The sequence below is a fragment of the Deinococcus peraridilitoris DSM 19664 genome (genome assembly GCF_000317835.1).
Lineage (GTDB): Bacteria > Deinococcota > Deinococci > Deinococcales > Deinococcaceae > Deinococcus_A > Deinococcus_A peraridilitoris.
In genome coordinates, this window is sequence record NC_019793.1 from 3,187,785 (window position 1) to 3,207,175 (window position 19,391).

General features: G+C 63.8%; 16 protein-coding genes. 11 read left to right on the forward strand and 5 right to left on the reverse strand.

Translation table 11 applies throughout. From position 1 onward, the window contains the following. Positions 1–24 precede the first annotated feature (24 nt). Entirely contained in the window at positions 25–1,191 is a 1,167-nt protein-coding gene (locus tag DEIPE_RS15570; RefSeq protein ID WP_015236927.1) for a trans-sulfuration enzyme family protein, read from the forward strand. A 75-nt stretch (positions 1,192–1,266) separates the two neighbouring features. On the opposite strand, the gene DEIPE_RS15575 is transcribed toward DEIPE_RS15570, so the two are convergent. After that, positions 1,267–2,319 (reverse strand): M48 family metallopeptidase, encoded by a 1,053-nt coding sequence (locus DEIPE_RS15575; protein ID WP_015236928.1) that lies wholly within the window; start codon positions 2,317–2,319, stop codon positions 1,267–1,269. A 7-nt stretch (positions 2,320–2,326) separates the two neighbouring features. Beyond that, positions 2,327–3,466, reverse strand: coding sequence for a YjgN family protein (locus tag DEIPE_RS15580; protein WP_015236929.1), 1,140 nt, complete (start codon positions 3,464–3,466; stop codon positions 2,327–2,329). Positions 3,467–3,601: 135 nt separating this feature from the next. On the opposite strand from DEIPE_RS15580, the gene DEIPE_RS15585 reads away from it, so the two are divergent. From DEIPE_RS15585 to DEIPE_RS15595, 3 genes are all read left to right on the forward strand, one after another. Beyond that, the gene (locus DEIPE_RS15585; RefSeq protein WP_015236930.1) at positions 3,602–3,997 is read left to right on the forward strand and encodes an NUDIX hydrolase; all 396 of its coding nucleotides are present in this window, start codon (positions 3,602–3,604) and stop codon (positions 3,995–3,997) included. A 118-nt stretch (positions 3,998–4,115) separates the two neighbouring features. Further along, positions 4,116–4,640: a gamma carbonic anhydrase family protein gene (locus DEIPE_RS15590; protein WP_245557545.1), complete on the forward strand. Its 525-nt coding sequence runs from the start codon at positions 4,116–4,118 to the stop codon at positions 4,638–4,640. A gap of 5 nt (positions 4,641–4,645) precedes the next feature. After that, on the forward strand, positions 4,646–5,410 hold the full coding sequence (locus DEIPE_RS15595) for a hypothetical protein (RefSeq protein ID WP_245557648.1): 765 nt from the start codon (positions 4,646–4,648) through the stop codon (positions 5,408–5,410). A gap of 27 nt (positions 5,411–5,437) precedes the next feature. On the opposite strand, the gene DEIPE_RS15600 is transcribed toward DEIPE_RS15595, so the two are convergent. The 3 genes from DEIPE_RS15600 to ispH all read right to left on the reverse strand — a co-directional run bounded on the left by DEIPE_RS15600 (position 5,438) and on the right by ispH (position 8,426). Further along, entirely contained in the window at positions 5,438–6,922 is a 1,485-nt protein-coding gene (locus tag DEIPE_RS15600; RefSeq protein ID WP_015236933.1) for a S10 family peptidase, read from the reverse strand. Positions 6,923–6,993: 71 nt separating this feature from the next. Continuing rightward, positions 6,994–7,332 carry a hypothetical protein gene (locus DEIPE_RS15605; protein ID WP_015236934.1) on the reverse strand — a complete coding sequence of 113 codons (339 nt, stop codon included), beginning with the start codon at positions 7,330–7,332 and terminating at the stop codon, positions 6,994–6,996. Positions 7,333–7,430: 98 nt separating this feature from the next. Further along, positions 7,431–8,426 (reverse strand): 4-hydroxy-3-methylbut-2-enyl diphosphate reductase, encoded by a 996-nt coding sequence (gene ispH / locus DEIPE_RS15610; protein ID WP_015236935.1) that lies wholly within the window; start codon positions 8,424–8,426, stop codon positions 7,431–7,433. 333 nt (positions 8,427–8,759) lie between these two features. Between ispH and DEIPE_RS22440 the strand changes: the two genes are divergently transcribed. The 7 genes from DEIPE_RS22440 (at position 8,760) to DEIPE_RS15645 (ending at position 19,372) form a co-directional block, all read left to right on the forward strand. Continuing rightward, positions 8,760–10,346, forward strand: coding sequence for a hypothetical protein (locus DEIPE_RS22440; RefSeq protein WP_015236936.1), 1,587 nt, complete (start codon positions 8,760–8,762; stop codon positions 10,344–10,346). A 52-nt stretch (positions 10,347–10,398) separates the two neighbouring features. Further along, complete coding sequence (locus DEIPE_RS22445) at positions 10,399–13,080, forward strand: NPCBM/NEW2 domain-containing protein (protein ID WP_015236937.1); 2,682 nt, start codon at positions 10,399–10,401, stop codon at positions 13,078–13,080. 108 nt (positions 13,081–13,188) lie between these two features. Then, on the forward strand, positions 13,189–14,373 hold the full coding sequence (locus DEIPE_RS15625) for an acyl-CoA dehydrogenase family protein (protein WP_015236938.1): 1,185 nt from the start codon (positions 13,189–13,191) through the stop codon (positions 14,371–14,373). A 105-nt stretch (positions 14,374–14,478) separates the two neighbouring features. After that, positions 14,479–16,182 (forward strand): bifunctional metallophosphatase/5'-nucleotidase, encoded by a 1,704-nt coding sequence (locus DEIPE_RS15630; protein ID WP_015236939.1) that lies wholly within the window; start codon positions 14,479–14,481, stop codon positions 16,180–16,182. A gap of 137 nt (positions 16,183–16,319) precedes the next feature. Continuing rightward, the gene (locus DEIPE_RS15635) at positions 16,320–17,459 is read left to right on the forward strand and encodes an acyl-CoA dehydrogenase family protein (protein ID WP_015236940.1); all 1,140 of its coding nucleotides are present in this window, start codon (positions 16,320–16,322) and stop codon (positions 17,457–17,459) included. Positions 17,460–17,578: 119 nt separating this feature from the next. Next, a complete protein-coding gene (locus tag DEIPE_RS15640) occupies positions 17,579–18,337 on the forward strand; it encodes an electron transfer flavoprotein subunit beta/FixA family protein (protein ID WP_015236941.1) in 759 nt (252 codons plus the stop codon). 81 nt (positions 18,338–18,418) lie between these two features. Next, positions 18,419–19,372, forward strand: coding sequence for an electron transfer flavoprotein subunit alpha/FixB family protein (locus DEIPE_RS15645; protein WP_015236942.1), 954 nt, complete (start codon positions 18,419–18,421; stop codon positions 19,370–19,372). Positions 19,373–19,391: the final 19 nt, after the last annotated feature.

Sequence of the window (19,391 nt, forward strand, 5' to 3'; positions counted from 1 at the left end):
TGTGCTTTCCCGTACACTTTCTTCATGCCGTACGATCTCACCACGCTCGCCGCCCGGGCCGATGAAAACGCGCAGGAGAACTCCAGCCGTTCGCTCGTGCAGCCCATCTATCAAAGCACCGTCTACGCCTTTTCCGACCTCGACGACCTTGAGCGCGCCATGAGTGGCGAGTCCGGTGCGGCCTTTTACTACCGCAACGGCACCCCAAATCGCAGCACCCTCGAACGGGCCATCGCGGCGCTTGAGGGAACCGAGGATGCCGTGGCCACCTCCAGCGGCATGTCTGCCATTTTGGCGGGATTTCTGGCGGTACTGCAGGCGGGAGATCACGTGCTTGCCGACGCGCGCGTGTACGGTGGCACCTACGCGCTGCTCACCGAGGAGTTGCCCCGTCTGGGAATTCAGGTCGGTTGGACTGACGTAAGCGACCTTAACGCCGTTGAGGCCGCCTGGCAGCCGAACACCCGCCTGCTGCACCTCGAGTCCCTGACCAACCCGCTCCTGACCGTTGCCGACGTGCCCCGCCTGGCCGAACTCGCGCATGCGCGTGGGGGACTGGTGAGCGTGGACAACACCTTCGCCAGCCCGGCCGTCTTTCGTCCGGCCGTGCACGGTGCCGACCTGGTATCGCACTCCCTGGCCAAATACCTGAACGGGCACGCGACGGCCATGGGTGGCGTGCTGGCGGGCTCCCGTGAGCTGATGGCACTCGCTCGTACGCGGGCGGTGCGGCTTGGCGGGACCATCTCGGGATTCGATGCCTGGCTGACCGTGCAGGGCCTCAAAACGCTGGGGCTGCGCATGCGCGCGCACAGCGGGAACGCGCAGGCCGTGGCGGACGTACTGGAAAACCACCCGCGGGTGCGGCGGGTGCACTTTCCGGGATTGTCCAGCCATCCGCAGTTCAAGCTTGCTGCCGACCTGTTTCCGCACGGTTTCGGCGGCATGATGTCGCTCGAAGTCGAGGACGCTCCTGGCTTCGTGAAACGTCTGCAAGGCAAGATTCCTCTGGCCCCCAGCCTCGCTGACGTCGCCACGACCCTCAGTTATCCGTGGGGGACCAGCCACCGCGCCCTGCCCGAGGCGCGCCGCCTGGAACAGGGCATCACGCCCGACCTGCTGCGCCTGTCGGTGGGAATCGAGGATGTGGGCGACCTGCTGGGCGATCTGGAAGCAGCACTGGGCGAATAGAAGATTTTCACGGCAGCGCGGGTTGGTGAGAAATGGTCCTCACCGACCCGCGCTGTTTGACATCAGGTGGCTGGCTCAGGGCCGGGCATTCTGCGGCTGTCGGTCGGCGTCTTCAAGCCGCCGCAGCCGTTCGTCGACTCCTGGATGGGTTGAAAGCAGATCGGGCACCTTGACGTCCTGGTGGGCGCGTTCTAGGCGCGAGAGCATATCGCGCAGGGGAGCGGTGGTGCCGTACTTCCGCCGCAGGTACCTGGCGGCCACGTCGTCGGCTTCACGTTCCATGCCGCGCGAATAGCCATTCTGGACCAGCGAGAGTGACAGGGCTCCGGCCACGGTCGACGCGGCGGCCACGTCGCCCGTCAGTACCGAAACGAACAACAGCAGCCCGGCACTCTGGTAGATGCTGCGGGCGCCGTGCCGCTCAATCACGTGGCCCACCTCATGCGCCAGCACCCCGATAATTTCCCGGTCGTTGCGTGCGAGCCTGACCAGGTCGTCGGTCAGCACGATGGTGCCGTTGGGCAGCGCAAAGGCATTGGCGCCCAGCGCCTCGCCGGAGCGGAACACCAACTGGTAGCGGGTGTCAGCGTCAATCTCACGCGCGAGCGGGGAAAACGCGGCGGACAGCCGCTGACGCGTGATTGCCGGCAGCTGGGACGGTTCCAGAAGTTGCCGGTCGAGCAGCGCGAGCGTTTGTGAGTCCAGTGCGGCGAGCATCGCTCGGGGAGTCACGCTGGCTGCCGCCCGCGCCGCCAGCGGCAGGCCCCACTGCCAGAAGGCCACGCTGGCGAGCAGCAACCCAAGCAGGCAACCGACCACCAGCGGCCAGCGCGCCTCCAGGGTGTTCACGAAGTTGAGGCCCCGGTTGCGTCCTATCGCCTGTTCAAGCTGCGTCACTGCCGTATGGTCGTCACTCTCGAAACGCTGGCCACCGGGAAACTTGAATACCCGCCTCATGGCCCCAATCCCGGCCTCGATGTGCACACTGCGTACGGGCAGCTCAAAATGAATCCCCTCACACTGCACGCTCAGGACCTGGCCGTGCAGGGTCAGCTCGGCCTCGCGCGAGCGTGATGAGTGGCCGTCGAAGTACAGGCCCTGCACGGTGATGGGGGTGTCCACGGTCATCTTTCGCTCAGAAGCCCAGATCGATGTCGAAGAAGTCGGTGGCCACTTCGCCCAGCGCGTTCTCGCCCACCGACGCTTCGGCGGTGAAGTCGTCGAGCTGGCCGGTGGCGAGTACGGCGATGCAGCCCAGGATGTACCTGGCACGCCGCACGGCAGCCCAAGGGGTGGCCAGTCCCAGCGTCAGAAACTGCGCGAGCGTGTTGGTCACCTGAATCCAGGTGAGCCGCCAGGGATTCACCTTCGACTGAAAGCGAATCCGGCCAGGAATCTCGGCGTTGTTGAGGGTGTAGTTCATCAGGCTGGCCTTGATGAATTGCGTGACTGCCGTGAGGCCCAGAATCAGTATCAGATAGGCCAGCACTGCGAGAATCGCAAAGCCGATGGAACTGCCTAGCTTGGCGAGAAGGTCACTGGCGTCGGTCAGCCCGGCAGCAAAAAGCGGCACGAGTGACGCGGCGAACAGCACGCCAAACACCGTATAGGCACCGATGCCCAGCGCGACCCCGATCAGGAAGATGATGTAGACATCGCCTGTGCGGCCCTCGAAACGCACACGGGCCGAGCCGTACGCGGCATTTTCCGCCATGAACTGGCGCTGCAGGGCGACGACATACGGGTGCAGCAGCCCGAGCGTGAAAGGGACCAGCAGGGGCCAGCCGAGATACTTGCCATAGGCTTCGGCGACCGAACCGTGGAAATGAAAGCGCAGACCACGGTAAATCGTGTTGCGGGCCGTAAAGCGCAAAGATTTATAGATCAGCCAGGGTGTGAGAAGGAAGAACAGCAACAGGAGTGACACGCCGATCAGGCTGATGCCGGTGTCGGGATTGGCGCCGAAATTCGAGGTGATGAGGTACACCGCGAACAGTAAACCTACGATCAGATGGCCCATCAGGATCGCCACCGGGCTGGCCGTGTATTCAAAGTTGTGCCGCTCAAGCCAGGTATGCCCGTAGAAGTAGCGGCGCGTGCGAACCTTGGCCCAGGCACCGTAAATGCCCAGCGTCAGGATGGTCAGCGCCACGTTGACGATCCACAGGCGAAAGTATTCGCCGGCGGAGCCGCTGAAGCGCATCGGTACGTAGCGCGTGCCAGGAAGGGTGGCTTCGGGTGCACCGAGCGGCACAATCGACGGGGAAGTGTCCATATGACTCAAGACTAATCCGATTCTCATAGGAAGGTTTACAAATATGCCGCGCGGGCGACCTCAGCTCAGTTCGGGGTGTGGTTCTTTGCAGGCGTGTTGCTGGCGAACCGGTCGGCTTCGTAATACACTCCCTGCATGCGGCAGGCAGCAGAACTGGGGGCGGGTGGCGTGGTCTTGAATGACAAAGGGGAGGTGTTGCTGCTGCGTTACAAACGAGGCGGCTGGACCTTTCCCAAGGGCCACATTGACGCGGGTGAGCGCGACGAGGATGCTGCCGTCCGGGAAGTGCTCGAGGAGACCGGCGTATCCGCGCGCATCACGGCACGTCTTTCCGTGACCCGTTACACCAACGACCGTGGCACCCCACGAGAAATTCACTGGTTTCTGATGCGCGCACTTTCGAGCGAGGCGGTTCTCGAAGCGATCTTCGATGAGGGCGGCTTTTATCCGCCAGCGCAGGCAGTGAAGCTGCTAAGCTACCCGGAAGACCGGGACTTACTACAAGAAGCACTGGGACACATCGTCCGCTGACTCACCCTGGTGCTGTCGGGCAGCCGCGCTGCTCGAATCAAGAGTCGTCCGGTCAAGGAGAGCGATTCATCTGAAGCAAACGGCGGCCATCTATGCAATCGGCGATCAGGTACCCGACGTGGCCGACACGGCCTTTGTCGCGCCTGGTGCTGTTCTGGTCGGTCAGGTGCGTGTGGCGCAGCGGGCAAGCGTGTGGTTCGGTGCGGTGCTGCGCGGCGACATCGAAGCCATTTCCATTGGCGCGGGCAGCAACGTACAGGACGGCGCGGTGCTTCACACGGACGCCGGGTATCCCTGCGTGCTTGAAGAGAACGTGACTGTCGGGCACCGCGCCATCGTGCACGGTGCCCACCTCGCGCGCGGCAGCCTGGTCGGCATGAATGCCACCATGCTCACGGGCAGCTCGCTCGGTGAGGGCGCCGTGCTGGGTGCCGGAGCGCTCCTTGCCGGGGGGCAGCATGTGCCGCCCGGCATGCTGGCGCTGGGCGTGCCGGCCAAGGTGGTTCGCCCTGTGGAACAGACAGGGAACGCCGAGCGTTACGCGCAGCTTGCGCAGAGGTACCGCCGTGAACTGCAACCGGTTCCTGACGTGTCGACCCAGGAAATGGAAATGTCGCCGCTTCGCCTGGAGGAGCGCCCTTGACCACCGTGACCGAACTGACCCCCCGCTTTCCCAAGGCCGCGCCTTTTCTGGCGCGCTTTCTGCCGCGTTCCAAGGCCGCCTACTGGGGGCTGAACGCCAGCTTCTGCGATCTGCACGCTTTTTTGCGCCACCTGCATGACACCGGCTGGTACGGCTACCTGCACGCCCAGCTGCACGAGCAGGACGCCCACGTCCTGATTTTCGAGGGCCGGGCCGTCGCTGCCTGTTCCGGACAGCATACGGGTGAACTGGCCCTGGGCGACCTGCTCAATTTGTTCGTGGCGGGCGCTCCGCTGTGCGCCTACTCACTGGAGCACGACATCGCGCACGCCCTGAGCGGGGTGGGCAGCCGAGCCTGGAAGTTCAACCTGACCGAGGACTTTACCGGCCTGCACGCCGGATCCGACGGTGCGTCGTTTTATGTCGGAGGCCAGGTCGTCGCGAGCATGCCGGTGACGATGCCGTACGAGGGTGCGTTCCCGGCTCCCCTGCGCCCCCAGACCCTGATCCTGCCCAAAAGTCTCGCGGGCTGGGCGCACCACAATTACGCCCTGACGCTGCGTGGCAGGGACGCGCTCAACCCCATCACGCCCACCCACCTGCACTTTCGCCAGCAGTACGGCGTGGGCGGGACGTCCCTGATGAAAGCGCTCTCCGAAGGGCTGACGCCGGCCGAGTACGCACTGCGTTCCGACGCGGCCCTGCATGAGATGGAACCACTGCTCTCCGAACTGGTGAAGAACGGCTTCCTCAAGGCGGCAGGAAGCTGATGCAGGTCTTGCTTCACGCGTCAGGCCTCACTGCCAGGCCGCGCGCACGAACGACGCCAGATCGCGTTTGAGTCGCTCCAAACTCGCGGGATGCACGTACATCATGTGCCCCGCTTCGTAGTAAGTCTTGACGAGGTTGCCCTGCAGGGATGCATCGAGGCCCAGGTGCGACAGGGTGTGTTCGGTGGCGTAGTACGGCGTTGCGAAATCGTAATAGCCGCTGGCCACCAGCACTTTGAGGGCAGGATTGAGGGTCATGGCCTTGCGTAAGGTTTCGCTGACGTTGACGTAACGGCCCTCGAATTCCTTGTAGCTCCACGAGGTGTTGGTGGGAAAGCTCAGAATTTCGTACGGCAGATCGCTCGTGTAGCCCAGCTCTGCGCGCACGTAGTGATTGAGTGCGGCGCTGTAAGGACCCTGAATGGCGCTGTAGCTCGGGTCGTACTCGGGACCCTCGCCGCCCGAGTCGCGGTCGATGCCGGTAAAGCGGCTGTCCAGACGCCCCACGGTGTGCCCCTGCTCACGCAGCAGTTCCTTGCAAAATCGCCCCAGGCTGATTCGCAGGCGGCTGCGTTCCACGAACTGCTCGCTCAGGCCGGTCAGGCGAGCGAGTTGTCGCTTGATCTCCGAGTACTCGTCCTGGCCGAGCTGATCGCCCACGAACAGGGCGTGCAGGTACGGGCCCGAAGCGAAGGCTTCCGCTTCATGCAGCCACTCGGCGAGCGGGCGGGACTGGCCGCCTTCGAGCTTGCCGTGATACCAGGCGGTGGCCGTGTAGGTGGGCAGATGCAGGATCGGCGGCAGGTCATTGCCGGGTGCGTCACGCACGGTCTGGAAGTCCAGAATGCTCGACACCAGCATCACGCCGTTCAGAAAGAGGCCATGCCGCTCTTGCAGGTAGCCGCTCAGCCCGGCTGCGCGGGTGGTGCCATAGCTTTCGCCGATCAGAAACTTGGGCGCAAGCCAGCGCTGCTCGCGCGTCACGAACAGGCGGATGAAGTCACCCACCGACTCGATGTCCTTCTTGAACCCCAGGAAATCCTTGGTTTTCTCGCCGGAAACGGCGCGGCTGAAGCCGGTGCTGACCGGATCGATGAACACCAGATCGGTTTCGTCCAGCAGCGAGAATTCGTTGTCCACCATCCCGTAGGGTGGTGGTTTGAGCTCACCCGCGTCGCCCATGTCGATCCGGCGCGGCCCCAGCACCCCGAGGTGCAGCCAGACGCTGCTGGAGCCCGGCCCGCCGTTGAAGGAGAAGGTGATGGGGTGCCGCTCGGAAGCGTCATGTACGTCTTTTAGATAGGCGATGAAGAACACCTCTGCATGCGCCTTTTCGCCTTCGTGCTTGCCTTCCGGGTCGTGGCGCTCTTCTTTCAGCACCAGCGTTCCGGTTTTGACGGTATACGCCACGTCCTGATCGCCAATGCGCACCGTGTGCCTTGTTTCGGTGACGCGGTCGGTAGGGGCAGGCGTCGGCTTGGTTTCTTGAGGCGCTTGATCGTCTGCGGGCATGCCGAAGCCTACCGCACCCGCAGACAGGCAAAATGGCTTAGCCCGCTGGAATCCTGCTGGGTCCTGACCGCTTACCCGTGCGTTTCAGGCTCTGTCAGGGCGCTGTGGACGAGCTCGGCGGGCGAGTTACCCTCGCGCATCACATAGCCTTTGTGCAGGCGCTCTCCGGCGCGGTCCCTGAAGGCTGCCAGGGTTTCTGCTTCGGAGTCGAAGTCCCAGTTGGACATGCCGTAGGGCAGCTCCCACCACAAGGTGCCCGCGAGGGGCGCGACGGTGCCGGTCTTGTCGTAGGACGCGTGCAGGTGCCAGGCGTGCCCGCGCGCGGTTTTCGGCGTCGTGTGCGTGATCCACAGACGGTACCAACTGCCGTCCGGATGGTGAAAGCTGGCATAGGGGAGATCGCTGGGCATCTTTCGATGATGTTCGCTTCTGCGTGCAGGGCGGGTGAACGCTCTGCGAATACGCCTTGCGAGAGCTGGGGCGGGGTTTTGTCAGGAACGGTGACGCGTCACTGCAGGATCTTCGGGATGGGCGCGCCGGGCAGTATTTTCTTGGGTTCGCGAAACTCGATGTTCTCCCACTCACCTTCCTCGATCACGGCAAGCTGTGGATTCAGGGCCACGAAGTTCTGCAAGACGGCCTGCACGAGGTCATCGGGTGTGCTGGCCGCACTGGTGATGCCCAGTGAGCGTACGTCACCGAGGTCGATGCTGCTGAGGTCGCGCACGGTTTCCAGACGGTACGCCCGTCCGCATTGCTGCTCGGCGAGTTCCAGCAGCCGCATGCCGTTGCTGGAGTGCGTGCTGGTCAGCACCAGAAAGGCGTCCACCTGGGGTGCAATGCTCTTGACGGCGTCCTGACGGTTCTTGGTGGCGTAACACAAGTCCTCGCTGGGTGGAATGACCAGCGCCGGAAAGCGTTCCTTGAGAATCGCCACCGTCCTGCGGGTGTCGTCGACGCTCAGGGTGGTCTGGGTGAGGACCACCACCTTGTCGGGATCGGGGACCTGAACGGTGTGCGGATCGTGCAGGCCAGGGCCGTTCTTGCCCAGCACGCCGACGATGATGGTCGCGTCCGGTGCCTCACCGCGCGTGCCGAGCACTTCCTGGTGGGACGCGCTGTCACCGATCAGCAGGATGGTGTAGCCCTCACGCGCGTACTTCTTGGCCTCGGAATGCACTTTCGTCACGAGGGGGCAGGTCGCGTCGATGGTCGCGAGGCCCAGTTCGCGGGCGCGGGCACGAACGCGGGGACTGACACCGTGGGCACTGAAGACCACGGTGTCCGAAGCCTGCGGAAGCGCCTCGATGCTTTCGAGGTCCTCTACGAAATGCACGCCGTGCCGCTGTTCCAGGCGCTCGACCACGGTGTGGTTGTGCACGATGCTGTGATAGACGGTGACGGGGCGGTCCTCGCTCTGTGCAGCTTTCTCGACGGCTTTGATGGCCATCACGACCCCGGCGCAAAAGCCGCGCGGTTTGGCGAGGAAGACACGTTCAACCATACGCCCAGTCTAGCGAGGACGCGGGCAGCAAAAGGTGTGCCCTGGCGCGCCACGCGTCCGGGAGTTGGCGCCTCGCATGTGAATCTCATTACGCGACGGCGAATTTTCATGTGCTTCGTGAAAGGTTATATTTGTTACAGAGCCCGACTTCATTGATGAGAAGTTGTATCAGGCAAAGAAGCACGTTTTCACGTCTTTGCCCGTATCCCTTGCGCTTTTGATTTGCCGGCACGTTTCTCGTTTCTCGTTCATGGTCGGCGCCGCCGTCTCCTGACCATTCACTTGAAAAGTACACCAGATGGTCGCGTCTGCCAGGCGCGGCGGGGGAGTCTTATGAACAGACCATTCAAGCGTCCGGCCCTCCTTTTGCTCACCGTGCCCCTGTTGGGCGCCTTGGCCGCCTGCGGTTCCAACGCACCCGGAAATCGCTCGCCTGCTGGCCCTTCCGCTTCCGCTTTGGGAGAAGTCACCTCGGGCTGTCCCACCCCTGGCACGCGTATCAATTTCCAGCCGTCCGGCGCAGCCGTGCCGAGCGGCTTTATGGCCGATGACGGTTCGGCGTTCAGCGCGGCGCGCGGATACGGCTGGATTCGTGAAGACAGCTTGGGGGGCGCCCCCACGGGTCTTGATCTGCGAAGCGCCTCGCGCGACCGCAACCGCAGCGGCATTGACCAGACGCTCGACACCCTGATTCACCTGCAACTGTCCGGCAGTCCTGCAGGCGCCTGGGAGTACGTGGTGCCGAGTGGCCGCTACTGCGTGACCGTCAGCGTGGGCGACAAGCCCTACGACAGCGCACACACCGTGAACATCGAAGGAACGCGGGTCATTGACCGTTTCGTGCCTTCTGCCGCGCAAGAGTACCGTTCGGGCTCCGTGCTGGTGGACGTCACCGACGGGCGTCTGACCATCGACGCCCGCGGAGGCAGCAACACCAAGCTCAACTCCCTCACCTTCTCGCCGGTCACGGCCGCTTCGGGGGGCAACATCGAAGTAGAGAACCTCGACGGTGTGCCCTTCGCAGACCGAATGTCGTTCAACCGCATCTCCACCACCAACTACCCCGGCTATGGCGTTCACAACCTGGCGACTTTGCGTGTGCGCAACAGTGGCACCGGAGAGCTGCAACTGCGCGGGCTTGGCATTTCGGGGCCGTGGGCGCTGGCCGACGCCGTCTCGCTGCCCCGCACCATCGCGCCGGGCCAGTTGCTCGATGTGCGTGTGCGCTTCACGGCCACGAGCGGAGACGTGCACAGCGGCAGCCTGACGATCTCCTCGAATGATGCGGACGAGCCGAGCAGGACCGTACAGCTCGCCGGATTCTGGCAGAGCGTCTCGGAAGGCGGGCAGGAGCCCGAAATGCCCGAACTGCTGAGCGTGTTCGGGTACAAGACCGTGCTGGTGAACTCCGGGCAGACCTTGTCGAACAAAGGTAAGGTCGAGGCAGTCGGGGATGAGGTGCTCTCGGCCTACTGGCGCCGCGCGAATACGGCCGCGCCCGTACAGGTGCGTCAGCTGGCCGCCTTCCACACCCAGAACCAGGCGAACACCCTGCGCTGGCACGCCAAGGGGTCGGACAGCCTGAACTTCATCCTGACCCACAAGGAAGGTGACGCGCAGTCGGTCCTGCCGCGTCGGTACGGCTCGGACAGCCTGCCGGCCGGCGCGTCGTTCACGCCCGGCGAACTTTTTGGTTTGAAAGTCGAGGGCACCTGGAGTGATCCCACCAAAAACGACACCACGTACGACCGGCGGGCAGGCTGTACCAGCAACTGCGGGCATCACATCCGCTTTTTCCCCGTGCGTGACCGTGCGGGAAACGCCGTGCCGAACACCTACCTGATGCTGATGGACTCGCTGGGAGTCAACTACGACTACAACGACAACGTCTACCTGATTTCCAACGTGCGGCCCGAGTAGCCCGCAGCAATCACATCCTGACAACAGGACCGACCCAACCAGGAGCCTGACCATGCACCACGCGCAGCCGTTTCGTCTGGCCTGGGTGGCCGCCCTTCTTTGCTCGGCGCTGTCGGCCTGCAGCAGTTCTCCGCAGGCGAGCATCCCCGACCCTTCGTCCGAACACGGTCCCTGGACGGACAGCCCCTCGCGGTCCTTGCAGCCCCAGCGGCTCTACAAGGGTGAACTGTACCTGAGCGATCTCAGCTGGACGCGCGCCTCGAGCGGCTTCGGCCCCGTCGAGCGCGACCGGGCCAACGGCACCGAAGCGCCTGACGACGGCGGACCACTCATCATCGAGGGCCAGCGTTTCAGCAAGGGGCTGGGCGTGCACAGCAACTCCGAAGTCGTCTTTCCCCTGGGCGGCACCTGCACGACCTTCAATGCCACCATCGGCCTGAACGACTTCAAGCTTCAGGACGCCCTCGGGTCGAGTGGTTCGGTGGTCTTTCAGGTCTATCTGGACGGGACCAAGGTGTACGACAGCGGGCTCATGCGGGGCAACAGTCCGGCCAGATACGTGGACCTGAGCGTACGTGGCATCAACACCTTGCGGCTGGTGACGACCGACGCGGGCGATGGCCGAACCAACGACCATGCCGACTGGGCGGTCGCCCGGGTGAATTGCGGCGCCGAAGACCAGCTGGGCATCGGTCTCGGTGCCCAGTATTTCGCGACGCCGGACCTGAGCGGCAGCGCTCAGGAGCAGGTGGACGCTACTGTCAACTATGACTGGCTGAAAGGCGCACCCTTCGGCGGTCTGCCCGCGGATGGCTTCAGCGTGCGCTGGAGCGGCAGGGTGCAATCCAAATACAGCGAAACCTACACCTTCACTGTCATTGGTGACGATGGGGTGCGTCTGTGGGTGAACGGCCAGAAGCTGATCGATTCCTGGACCGGCCGAGCGCCGGGTGAGCAGAGTGCCCGCGTGACCCTGAGTGCCGGGCAGAAGTACGACCTGACGCTCGAATACGCTGATTTTTCCGGAGACGCGACGGCCCGTCTGCTGTGGTCCAGTCCCAGCCAGCCCCGCGAAGTCATTCCGCGCACCGCCCTCTTTCCCGCCCGACCCAGCGTGACCAGCACCATCCCCAACGGCGGCGCAACTGGCGTCCGGCGTGACAGCGCCATCAGTGCCAGCCTGTACTTTCCGACGCCCGGCGCGGGCGTGGATCGCGCAACGCTGGAAGGGGGAGTGCGGCTGTACCGCAGCAGCGATCCCAGTCGCAGCGCCGTTCCCGGAATGCCCGGCACCGACGGCGCAGACGGCAACATCACCTTCCAGCCGACCGTGCTGCTCGACGGATCTACCGAATACACCTTCGAGGTGACCAACAGTGTCAAGGATCAGACCGGCGCCCCGTTCATCGCGCACCGGTTGCGTTTCACGACCGGCACCTTGCCTTCCTCGACCACGTCTGCGGTGAACTTCAGTCGCCAGCAGGTGTACCCCGACCCCGCGACGACCTCGGGTACGGGCGGACCGATTGCCAGCATCACCGTGGACCGTACGGGCGCGTACCTGTACGGGGTACGGCTCGACGGCAAGATCCTGCGCTGGCCGATTCTTTCAGACGGCCGCCTGGGCGCGACGCAGACCCTCGAGCTGCCCGCGCTTTCGCGGCGCGCGATCATCGGGATGCGTTTCGATCCGCTCGACGCGCAGGTCCTGTGGCTGTCACACAACGACTCGCTGTATCCCGAGCCGGCGCGGGACTTCACCGGCAAAATCTCGCGCCTGCGTGTGGATACCGGTGTAACGTTCGCAGGAACCCTTGAGGATTACGTCGTCGGCCTGCCGCGCTCGATCAAGGACCACATGAGCAACAGCCTGGCGTTCGGGCCCGACGGCAAACTGTACCTGACGCAGGGCAGCATGAGCGCCGCGGGTGATGCTGACGGCTACTGGGTCCGCGCCGAGCATCTGCTGTCGGGCGCGGTGCTGCAGATCGATGCCCGCCGCACGGCGAATCTGCCCATCGATGTGCAGACGGAAGACTATGAGGGAACGCCTGGCACCTACAATCCACTGGCGGAGGGCGCGCCTGTCAAGGTCTTCGCAAGCGGTGTGCGAAACGCCTACGACCTGGTGTGGCACACCAACGGATTTCTGTACCTGCCCACCAACGGAACCGCGGCGGGCGGGAACGCCCCGGCCTCGCCGGACGGCAGCGTGCCCGCACTGACCGGCGTGCCGACACAGCCGGATTTCCTGTACAAGACCAAAACGGCGGGCGCGTACTTCGGGCACCCTAATCCACGGCTGGGCCACTACGTGCTCAACGGCGGGAACCCGACGAGCGCCCAGGACGTTGCCGAGGTGGTCACGCAGTCTCCCTACCAGGGATATCCCGTGGGCGTGAGACCCGATTCCAACTACCGCGCGCCGTCCTGGACTTTCGGCTTTAACCGCTCACCCAACGGAGCGATCGAGTACCGCAGCAATACCTTTGGCGGAGCGCTCAAGAACCGGCTGCTGGTCGTCGAGTACGCCAACGGCAACAATATCCTGGCCCTCACGGTGAACGCCGAAGGCAACGTCTCGCGCTCCGAAACCATCGGCATCGCTTCGGACACGGCGCTGGTCAACCCGCTCGACCTGGCCGAGGACGGACGAAACGGCAACTTGTACGTCGCTGAGCTGGTCAATCCGACGTCCAGCAGCCGCATCGTGCTGCTCAAACCCGCTCCATAAAACGCCTGCCCGGAGAAAGCCTCTGCAGCGTCAGGTGGCTTCCTTCGGGCCCCACGATCAGGCATCCCACTTCTTTCGAACGGGCGTTTGTTCGCTACACTGGTCGGGATGACCCACGTGCTTGATTCGGCCTCTTCGGCTGGCCTGAGTTTTGCGCTCTCGGACGAGCAGCGCCTGATCGTGCAGAGCGTTCGCGACTTCGTGCGCGACCACATCGCGCCACTCGCCGGCGAGTACGACAAAAGCGGCGAGTTTCCCTGGCCACAGCTGCGCGGCCTGGCCGGCCTGGGCCTGCTGGGCGCCACGGTCCCCGAGGAATGGGGGGGGGCGGGCCTGGACAGCGTGACGTACGCTTTATGTCTGGAGGAAGTCGCTGCCGCCGACGCCTCGGTGGCCGTGATTGTCAGCGTGCAGAACGGGCTGCCCGAACAGATGCTGTTTCGCTACGGCACCGACGCCCAAAAAGATCAGTACCTGAGGCCGCTCGCTTCGGGTGCGAAACTCGGCGCCTTCTGCCTCACGGAGAGCAGCGCGGGATCGGACGCGGCCAGTCTGCGCCTGAAAGCTGAGCGCGATGGGGCAGGGTGGGTGCTGAACGGCAGCAAAGCCTGGATCACTAGCGGTGGGCAGGCCGACACCTACCTGGTGATGGCCCGCACCGGAGGCGCCGGCGCGCGGGGTGTGACCTGCTTTGTGGTGGACAGGCAGACCGAAGGACTGTCCTTTGGCAAGCCCGAAGAAAAGATGGGCCTGCACGCTGCTCACACCACCACCGTGCAGTTTGATGGCGTGCATGTCGGCGACGACCAGCGCGTGGGCGACGAAGGTCAGGGCCTGATCATCGCGCTTGCCAGCCTCGACGCAGGCCGCATCGGCATTGCCATGCAGGCCCTGGGAATCGCCCGCGCCGCTTACCAGCATGCTGCCCGTTACGCCCTGGAGCGCGAGCAGTTCGGCAAGAAGATTGCCGAACATCAGGGTGTGAGCTTCAAGATCGCCGAGATGGCCGCGCGGATCGAGGCGGCCCGTCTGGTGGCCCTCAAGGCAGCCTGGCTCAAGGACCAGGGCCTGAAATACAGCCGTGAAGCCAGTATCGCCAAGCTGCTTGCCAGTGACGCGGCCGTCGACGTGACCCGCGACGCCATTCAGGTTTTCGGCGGCAACGGCTACAGCCGTGAATACCCAGTCGAGCGCCTGTACCGTGACGCCAAGGTCACCGAGATCTACGAGGGCACCAGTGAGATTCAGAAACTGGTCATCGCCCGCAGTGTCTTTTCCGAGTTTTCGGAGTGATGGACGCGTTCACCTCTGGCCGGTCACATGTTACGCTTTGCCCGGTCGTACTTTGAGCTGAATGCTGACAGACCATCCCGTGCTTTCTGGAGTTCGGAGGACGATATGAAAAAACCACTGTTGATGGGCGGGCTGCTCACCCTGGGCCTCGCGGCGTGCGCACCGAACATGCGCGGACAAGGCAACGTCGTGGACGTGGCCGTGCTCGGCGTGAACGATTTTCACGGCAACCTCGCTCCGACCTCGTTTTCGGGCGTACGGATTCCGGACCCGGCAGACCCCACCAAACAGATCAGCCTGCCAGCGGGTGGGATCGAGGCCATCGGCGGTGTGCTCGCGGAGGCGCGCCGTCAGAACAGCAATACCATTTTCGTTGGGGTAGGTGACCTGATCGGTGCCAGCCCACTGGCGTCGAGCCTGCTGCGTGACGAGCCCACCATCGCGGCGATGAACGCCCTCGACATGAAGCTCAGCGTCGTCGGCAACCACGAGTTCGATTACGGTCTCAAGGAACTGCGCCGCATGCAAAACGGCGGTTGTGACAGCAACGATCCGGCCAAAGCCTGCAAGTTCAACCCGACCTTCACGGGCGCCAAGTTCCAGTACCTCGCGGCGAACGTCATCGAGGATGCCACCGGCAAGTCCATTTTCCCGGCGTACTCCATTCAGAACGTCGGTGGAGCCAATATCGCCTTTGTGGGCGCGGTCCTCAAGGAAACCCCCACCATCGTTTCGCCCGAAGGCGTGGCCGGCCTGACGTTCACCGACGAAGCCGAGGCCATCAACAAGGTCATTCCCGAGCTCAAGTCACGGAACGTGGACGCCATCATCGCGCTGATTCACCACGGCGGCGTGATCGACACGACGAAGGAAGCCTTCTCGACGCCCGAGTGCGCGACGCTCGCGGGGCCTATCGTGAACATTTCCAACAAGCTCGACCCGGCGGTGAAAGTGGTCATGAGCGCTCACACGCACCGCGGTTACAACTGCCTCGTGAATGGACGCACGATCATTCAGGGCGACGCATACGGCCACCTGTTGCAACGGGTGGACCTGCGCATCGACAAAGCCCGGCATACGGTGCTGGGCGTCAAGGCGAGCACCGTGGTGGTCGACTCGACGAAAGTTGCCAAGGACCCTGCCATGACCGCGCTGATCACCAAGGCCAAGGCCTTGACTGACCCCATCGCCAACCAGCAAGTCGCGAAGCTGGCGGTCCCGCAGGTGTCCCGTACGGCGAACGCTGCGGGGGAGTCTCCGCTGGGCAAGCTCATTGCCGATTCACAACTCGCGGCCACGAGAGACGCGGCCAAGGGTGGAGCCGTGGTGGCCTTTATGAACCCCGGCGGAATTCGGGCTGACCTGCCGGTGGCTCCCAAAGCGGACAACGGCGTGACCTTTGGTGATGTGTTCACGGTGCAGCCTTTCGGGAACAGCCTGGTCGTGCTGACCCTCACGGGCGCCCAGATCAAGACCCTGCTGGAGCAACAGTTCGACAACAGTGGCGTGACCGGACAGACCCGCATCCTGCAGGTTTCGAACGGTTTCGCGTACAAGTTTGACACCACCAAACCCAAGGACCAGCGTGTCAGCGACATCACCCTGAACGGTCAGCCGCTCAACCCAACGGCCAGTTACCGTGTGACGGTAAACAGCTTTCTCGCTGACGGAGGCGACGGTTTCACGGTGCTGCGTGAAGGCCAGAGTCGCCTGGGCGGTGAACTCGATGTGGACGCATTCCAGGCGTTTATCAAGTCAAATGCGCCCGTCGCGCCGAGTGCACAGGACCGCATCACCAAGCTGCAGTAATAGCGGTGTCCCAGGGGTGAGTTGGCATGACGCCAACTCACCTCTTTGTTGGCCGGGTGTGGACTGCCGAAGCGCCGAATCTGGTATTTTGAGCAAAGTTCAAACCAAACGACCGTTTGGTCTGCCCAAGGAGCCGTATGATCGATTTCTCGCTGACTGACGAACAAAAACAGCTTCAGGCCCTCGCCCGTGACTTTGCCAAAAACGAGATCATGCCCATTGCCAGCGAGTACGACCAGAAAGAGGAACTCCCCTGGCAGGTCGTGGAAGCTGCGCACGAGGTCGGGCTGCTCAACACCTCGGTGCCCGAGCATGCCGGAGGCCTGGGTTTGGGCATGATCGACGAAGTGTTGATCGCCGAGGAGCTCGCCTACGGCTGCATGGGGATCTACACCGTGCTGATGGCCTCCGAGCTGGGCATCACTCCCATCGTGGTGGGCGGCAGTCAGGAGCAGCAGAAGCGCTTCCTGTCACCGTTGCTCGAAAAGCCTTCTCTGGCGGCCTTCGCCCTCAGCGAGCCCAACAACGGCTCGGACGCGGCGGCCATGCACACCACGGCGGTGCTCGACGGTGACACGTGGGTCATCAATGGCAGCAAGATGTGGATCAGCAACGGCGGCGTGGCCGAGATCACGGTGGTGTTTGCGACCACCGAACGCGGCGGAGGTCACCGGGCGACCGTGGCCGTCGTGGTGCCCAAGGACGCGCCCGGCCAGTCCTACAACAAGATTCGGCACAAGATGGGTCAGCGCGCCAGCCTCACCTCGGAGCTGGTATTCGAGAATGTCCGGGTGCCGAAAGAGAACATCCTGGGAGGAGTCGGCGACGGCTTCAAGATTGCCATGAAAACCCTCGACAAGACCCGCATTCCGGTGGCGGCGGGTTCGGTGGGCATTGCCCGGCGCGCCCTGGAGGAAAGCATCAAGTACGCCAAGGAGCGTCAGGCCTTCGGCAAGCCCATCTCGGACTTTCAGGCCATTCAGTTCAAGCTGGCCGAGATGGCGATGGGCATCGAGACCGGGCGCCTGATGTCCCTGCGCGCTGCCTGGCTGGTGGACCAGGGTCTGCCACACGGCACCGAGAGCGCCATTGCCAAGGCTTACTGCTCCGAAATGGCCTTCAACGCGGCCAATGAGGCCATTCAGGTGCACGGCGGCTACGGCTACGTCGGCGAGTACCCCGTCGAGAAGCTGCTGCGCGACGTGAAGCTCAACCAGATCTACGAAGGAACCAACGAGATTCAGCGTGTGGTGATCGCGCGCGCCCTGCTGCGCTGAAGTTGCACTCCAACGATGTCACGCCAGGTTTTGCGCGCTAGCATCGTTGGAGGAATTGCCAGCAGGTGTTTGCGCACCCTGCGGTATAATTTTGAACTCGGTATAATATGGGAGGACCTATGAAAATACTGACCCTCATAAGGCAGGTTCCCGACGCTGAAGCGCGCGTACGGGTGAACGGTGGCAGTGTCGATCTGGAAGGCGCCACCCTGGTGATGGACGGCATGGACGAGTACGGGGTGGAAGAAGCGCTGCGGGTGCGCGAAAGCGGGGCGGCGACCGAGGTCATTGCCGTCGCCATCGGACCCAGGCGGGTCGAGGACGCCCTGCGCACGGCGCTGGCCATGGGTGCTGACCGCGCCGTTCACGTCGAAACCGATGAAAAGCTCGATGCCATCTCGCTCAGTCGGGTGGTCGCGCAGATTGCCGAGAACGAGGGCGCTGACCTGATCCTGGCCGGCGGACAGCAGGCCGACTGGGACAGTCAGGCGCTCGGCGCGGCCACAGCCGAGCGCCTCGGCTGGCCGCAGCTGACCTGGACCAACGGCCTGACGGTGGCGGAGGGTAAACTGAGCGGACGGCACGACGTGGACGAGGGCAACGAGACCTTCGAGGTGGCGCTGCCCGCCGTGGTCACCACCCAGCAGGGCCTCAACGAACCGCGTTACCCCACTTTGCCGAACATCATGAAGGCCAAGAAAAAAGAGCTGCGCAAGGATGCCCTCGACCAGTACGGCGTCTCGCCCAAAGTGCGTGTGGTGGGCGCGGAAATTCAGGCCCGCGCACGCATGAATCGGGTCATCGACGGCAAGGACCCCCAGGCGGCAGCGGCACAACTGCTCGAACTGCTGCGCAACGAAGCCAAAGTTCTCGCCTGACGCTGCCGAGACGGTTTTCCAACTTTCGCTTTTGATCGGGAAGCTGATCAAGATGTCTTCATCACCCTGGAAGGTGCCCGCATGATTCTGATCGTCGCTGAATACACGAACGGCAAGCTCAGCAAGAGCACCGCCGAAATGGTCACGGCCGCCCGCGAGTCGGGCCGCGAAGGCCCGGTCACCATTCTGGTACTGGGGAGCAATGTCGCCAGCATTGCCAACGAAGCTGCCATGCTTGCCGATCAGGTGCTGGTCGGCGACGCGCCGGTCCTGGCGCAGTACAACGCCGAGACCTGGGCCGCCGCGACCGCCCAGATTGCCCAGGAAGGCGAGGCGCACACGGTTCTGATCGGTGGCAGCCGCTCGGGGCGCGAATTCAGTCCGCGCGTCGCCGTGAAGCTCGACGCACCCCTGCTGGAAGACGTGATCTCACTCAAATCCACTGGTGCGGCGTTGCAGGCGCAGCGCTACACCTACCTCGCGCGCGTCACCGAAACCGTCGAAGCCGAGGCACCCGTCACCGTCGTCACGGTAAAAATCGGTATCTTCGCGCCCGCGGCGCCCGCAGCCCAGCCCGGCGAGCAGTACGATGTGGAACTCGAGCTGCCTGCCGTGCGCGTCAGCGTGACGGGCAAATCGGTCGAGAAAAGCAGCCGCGTGGCGCTCGCCGAAGCGGACGTGATCGTCACGGGCGGACGTGGGGTGGGCAGCTCGGAGAACTTCTCCAAGCTGGTCGAAGGCCTCGCCGACCAGATCGGTGCGGGCGTGGGGGCGACGCGCGCCGTAGTAGACGCCGGCTGGCGTCCGTACTCGGAGCAAGTGGGGCAGACCGGCAAGACCGTGCAACCCAAGGCGTACATTGCTCTGGGCGTCTCGGGCGCCGTACAGCACCTCTCGGGGATGGGCAAGAGCAAATACATCGTGGCAATCAACAAGGACGCCGACGCGCCCATTTTTAAGGTGGCCGACTACGGCATCGTCGGGGACGTCAACGAGATTATCCCGGCCCTGATCGAGCAGGCCCGAAACAGGTAAGCAGGAACAAACGCACCGG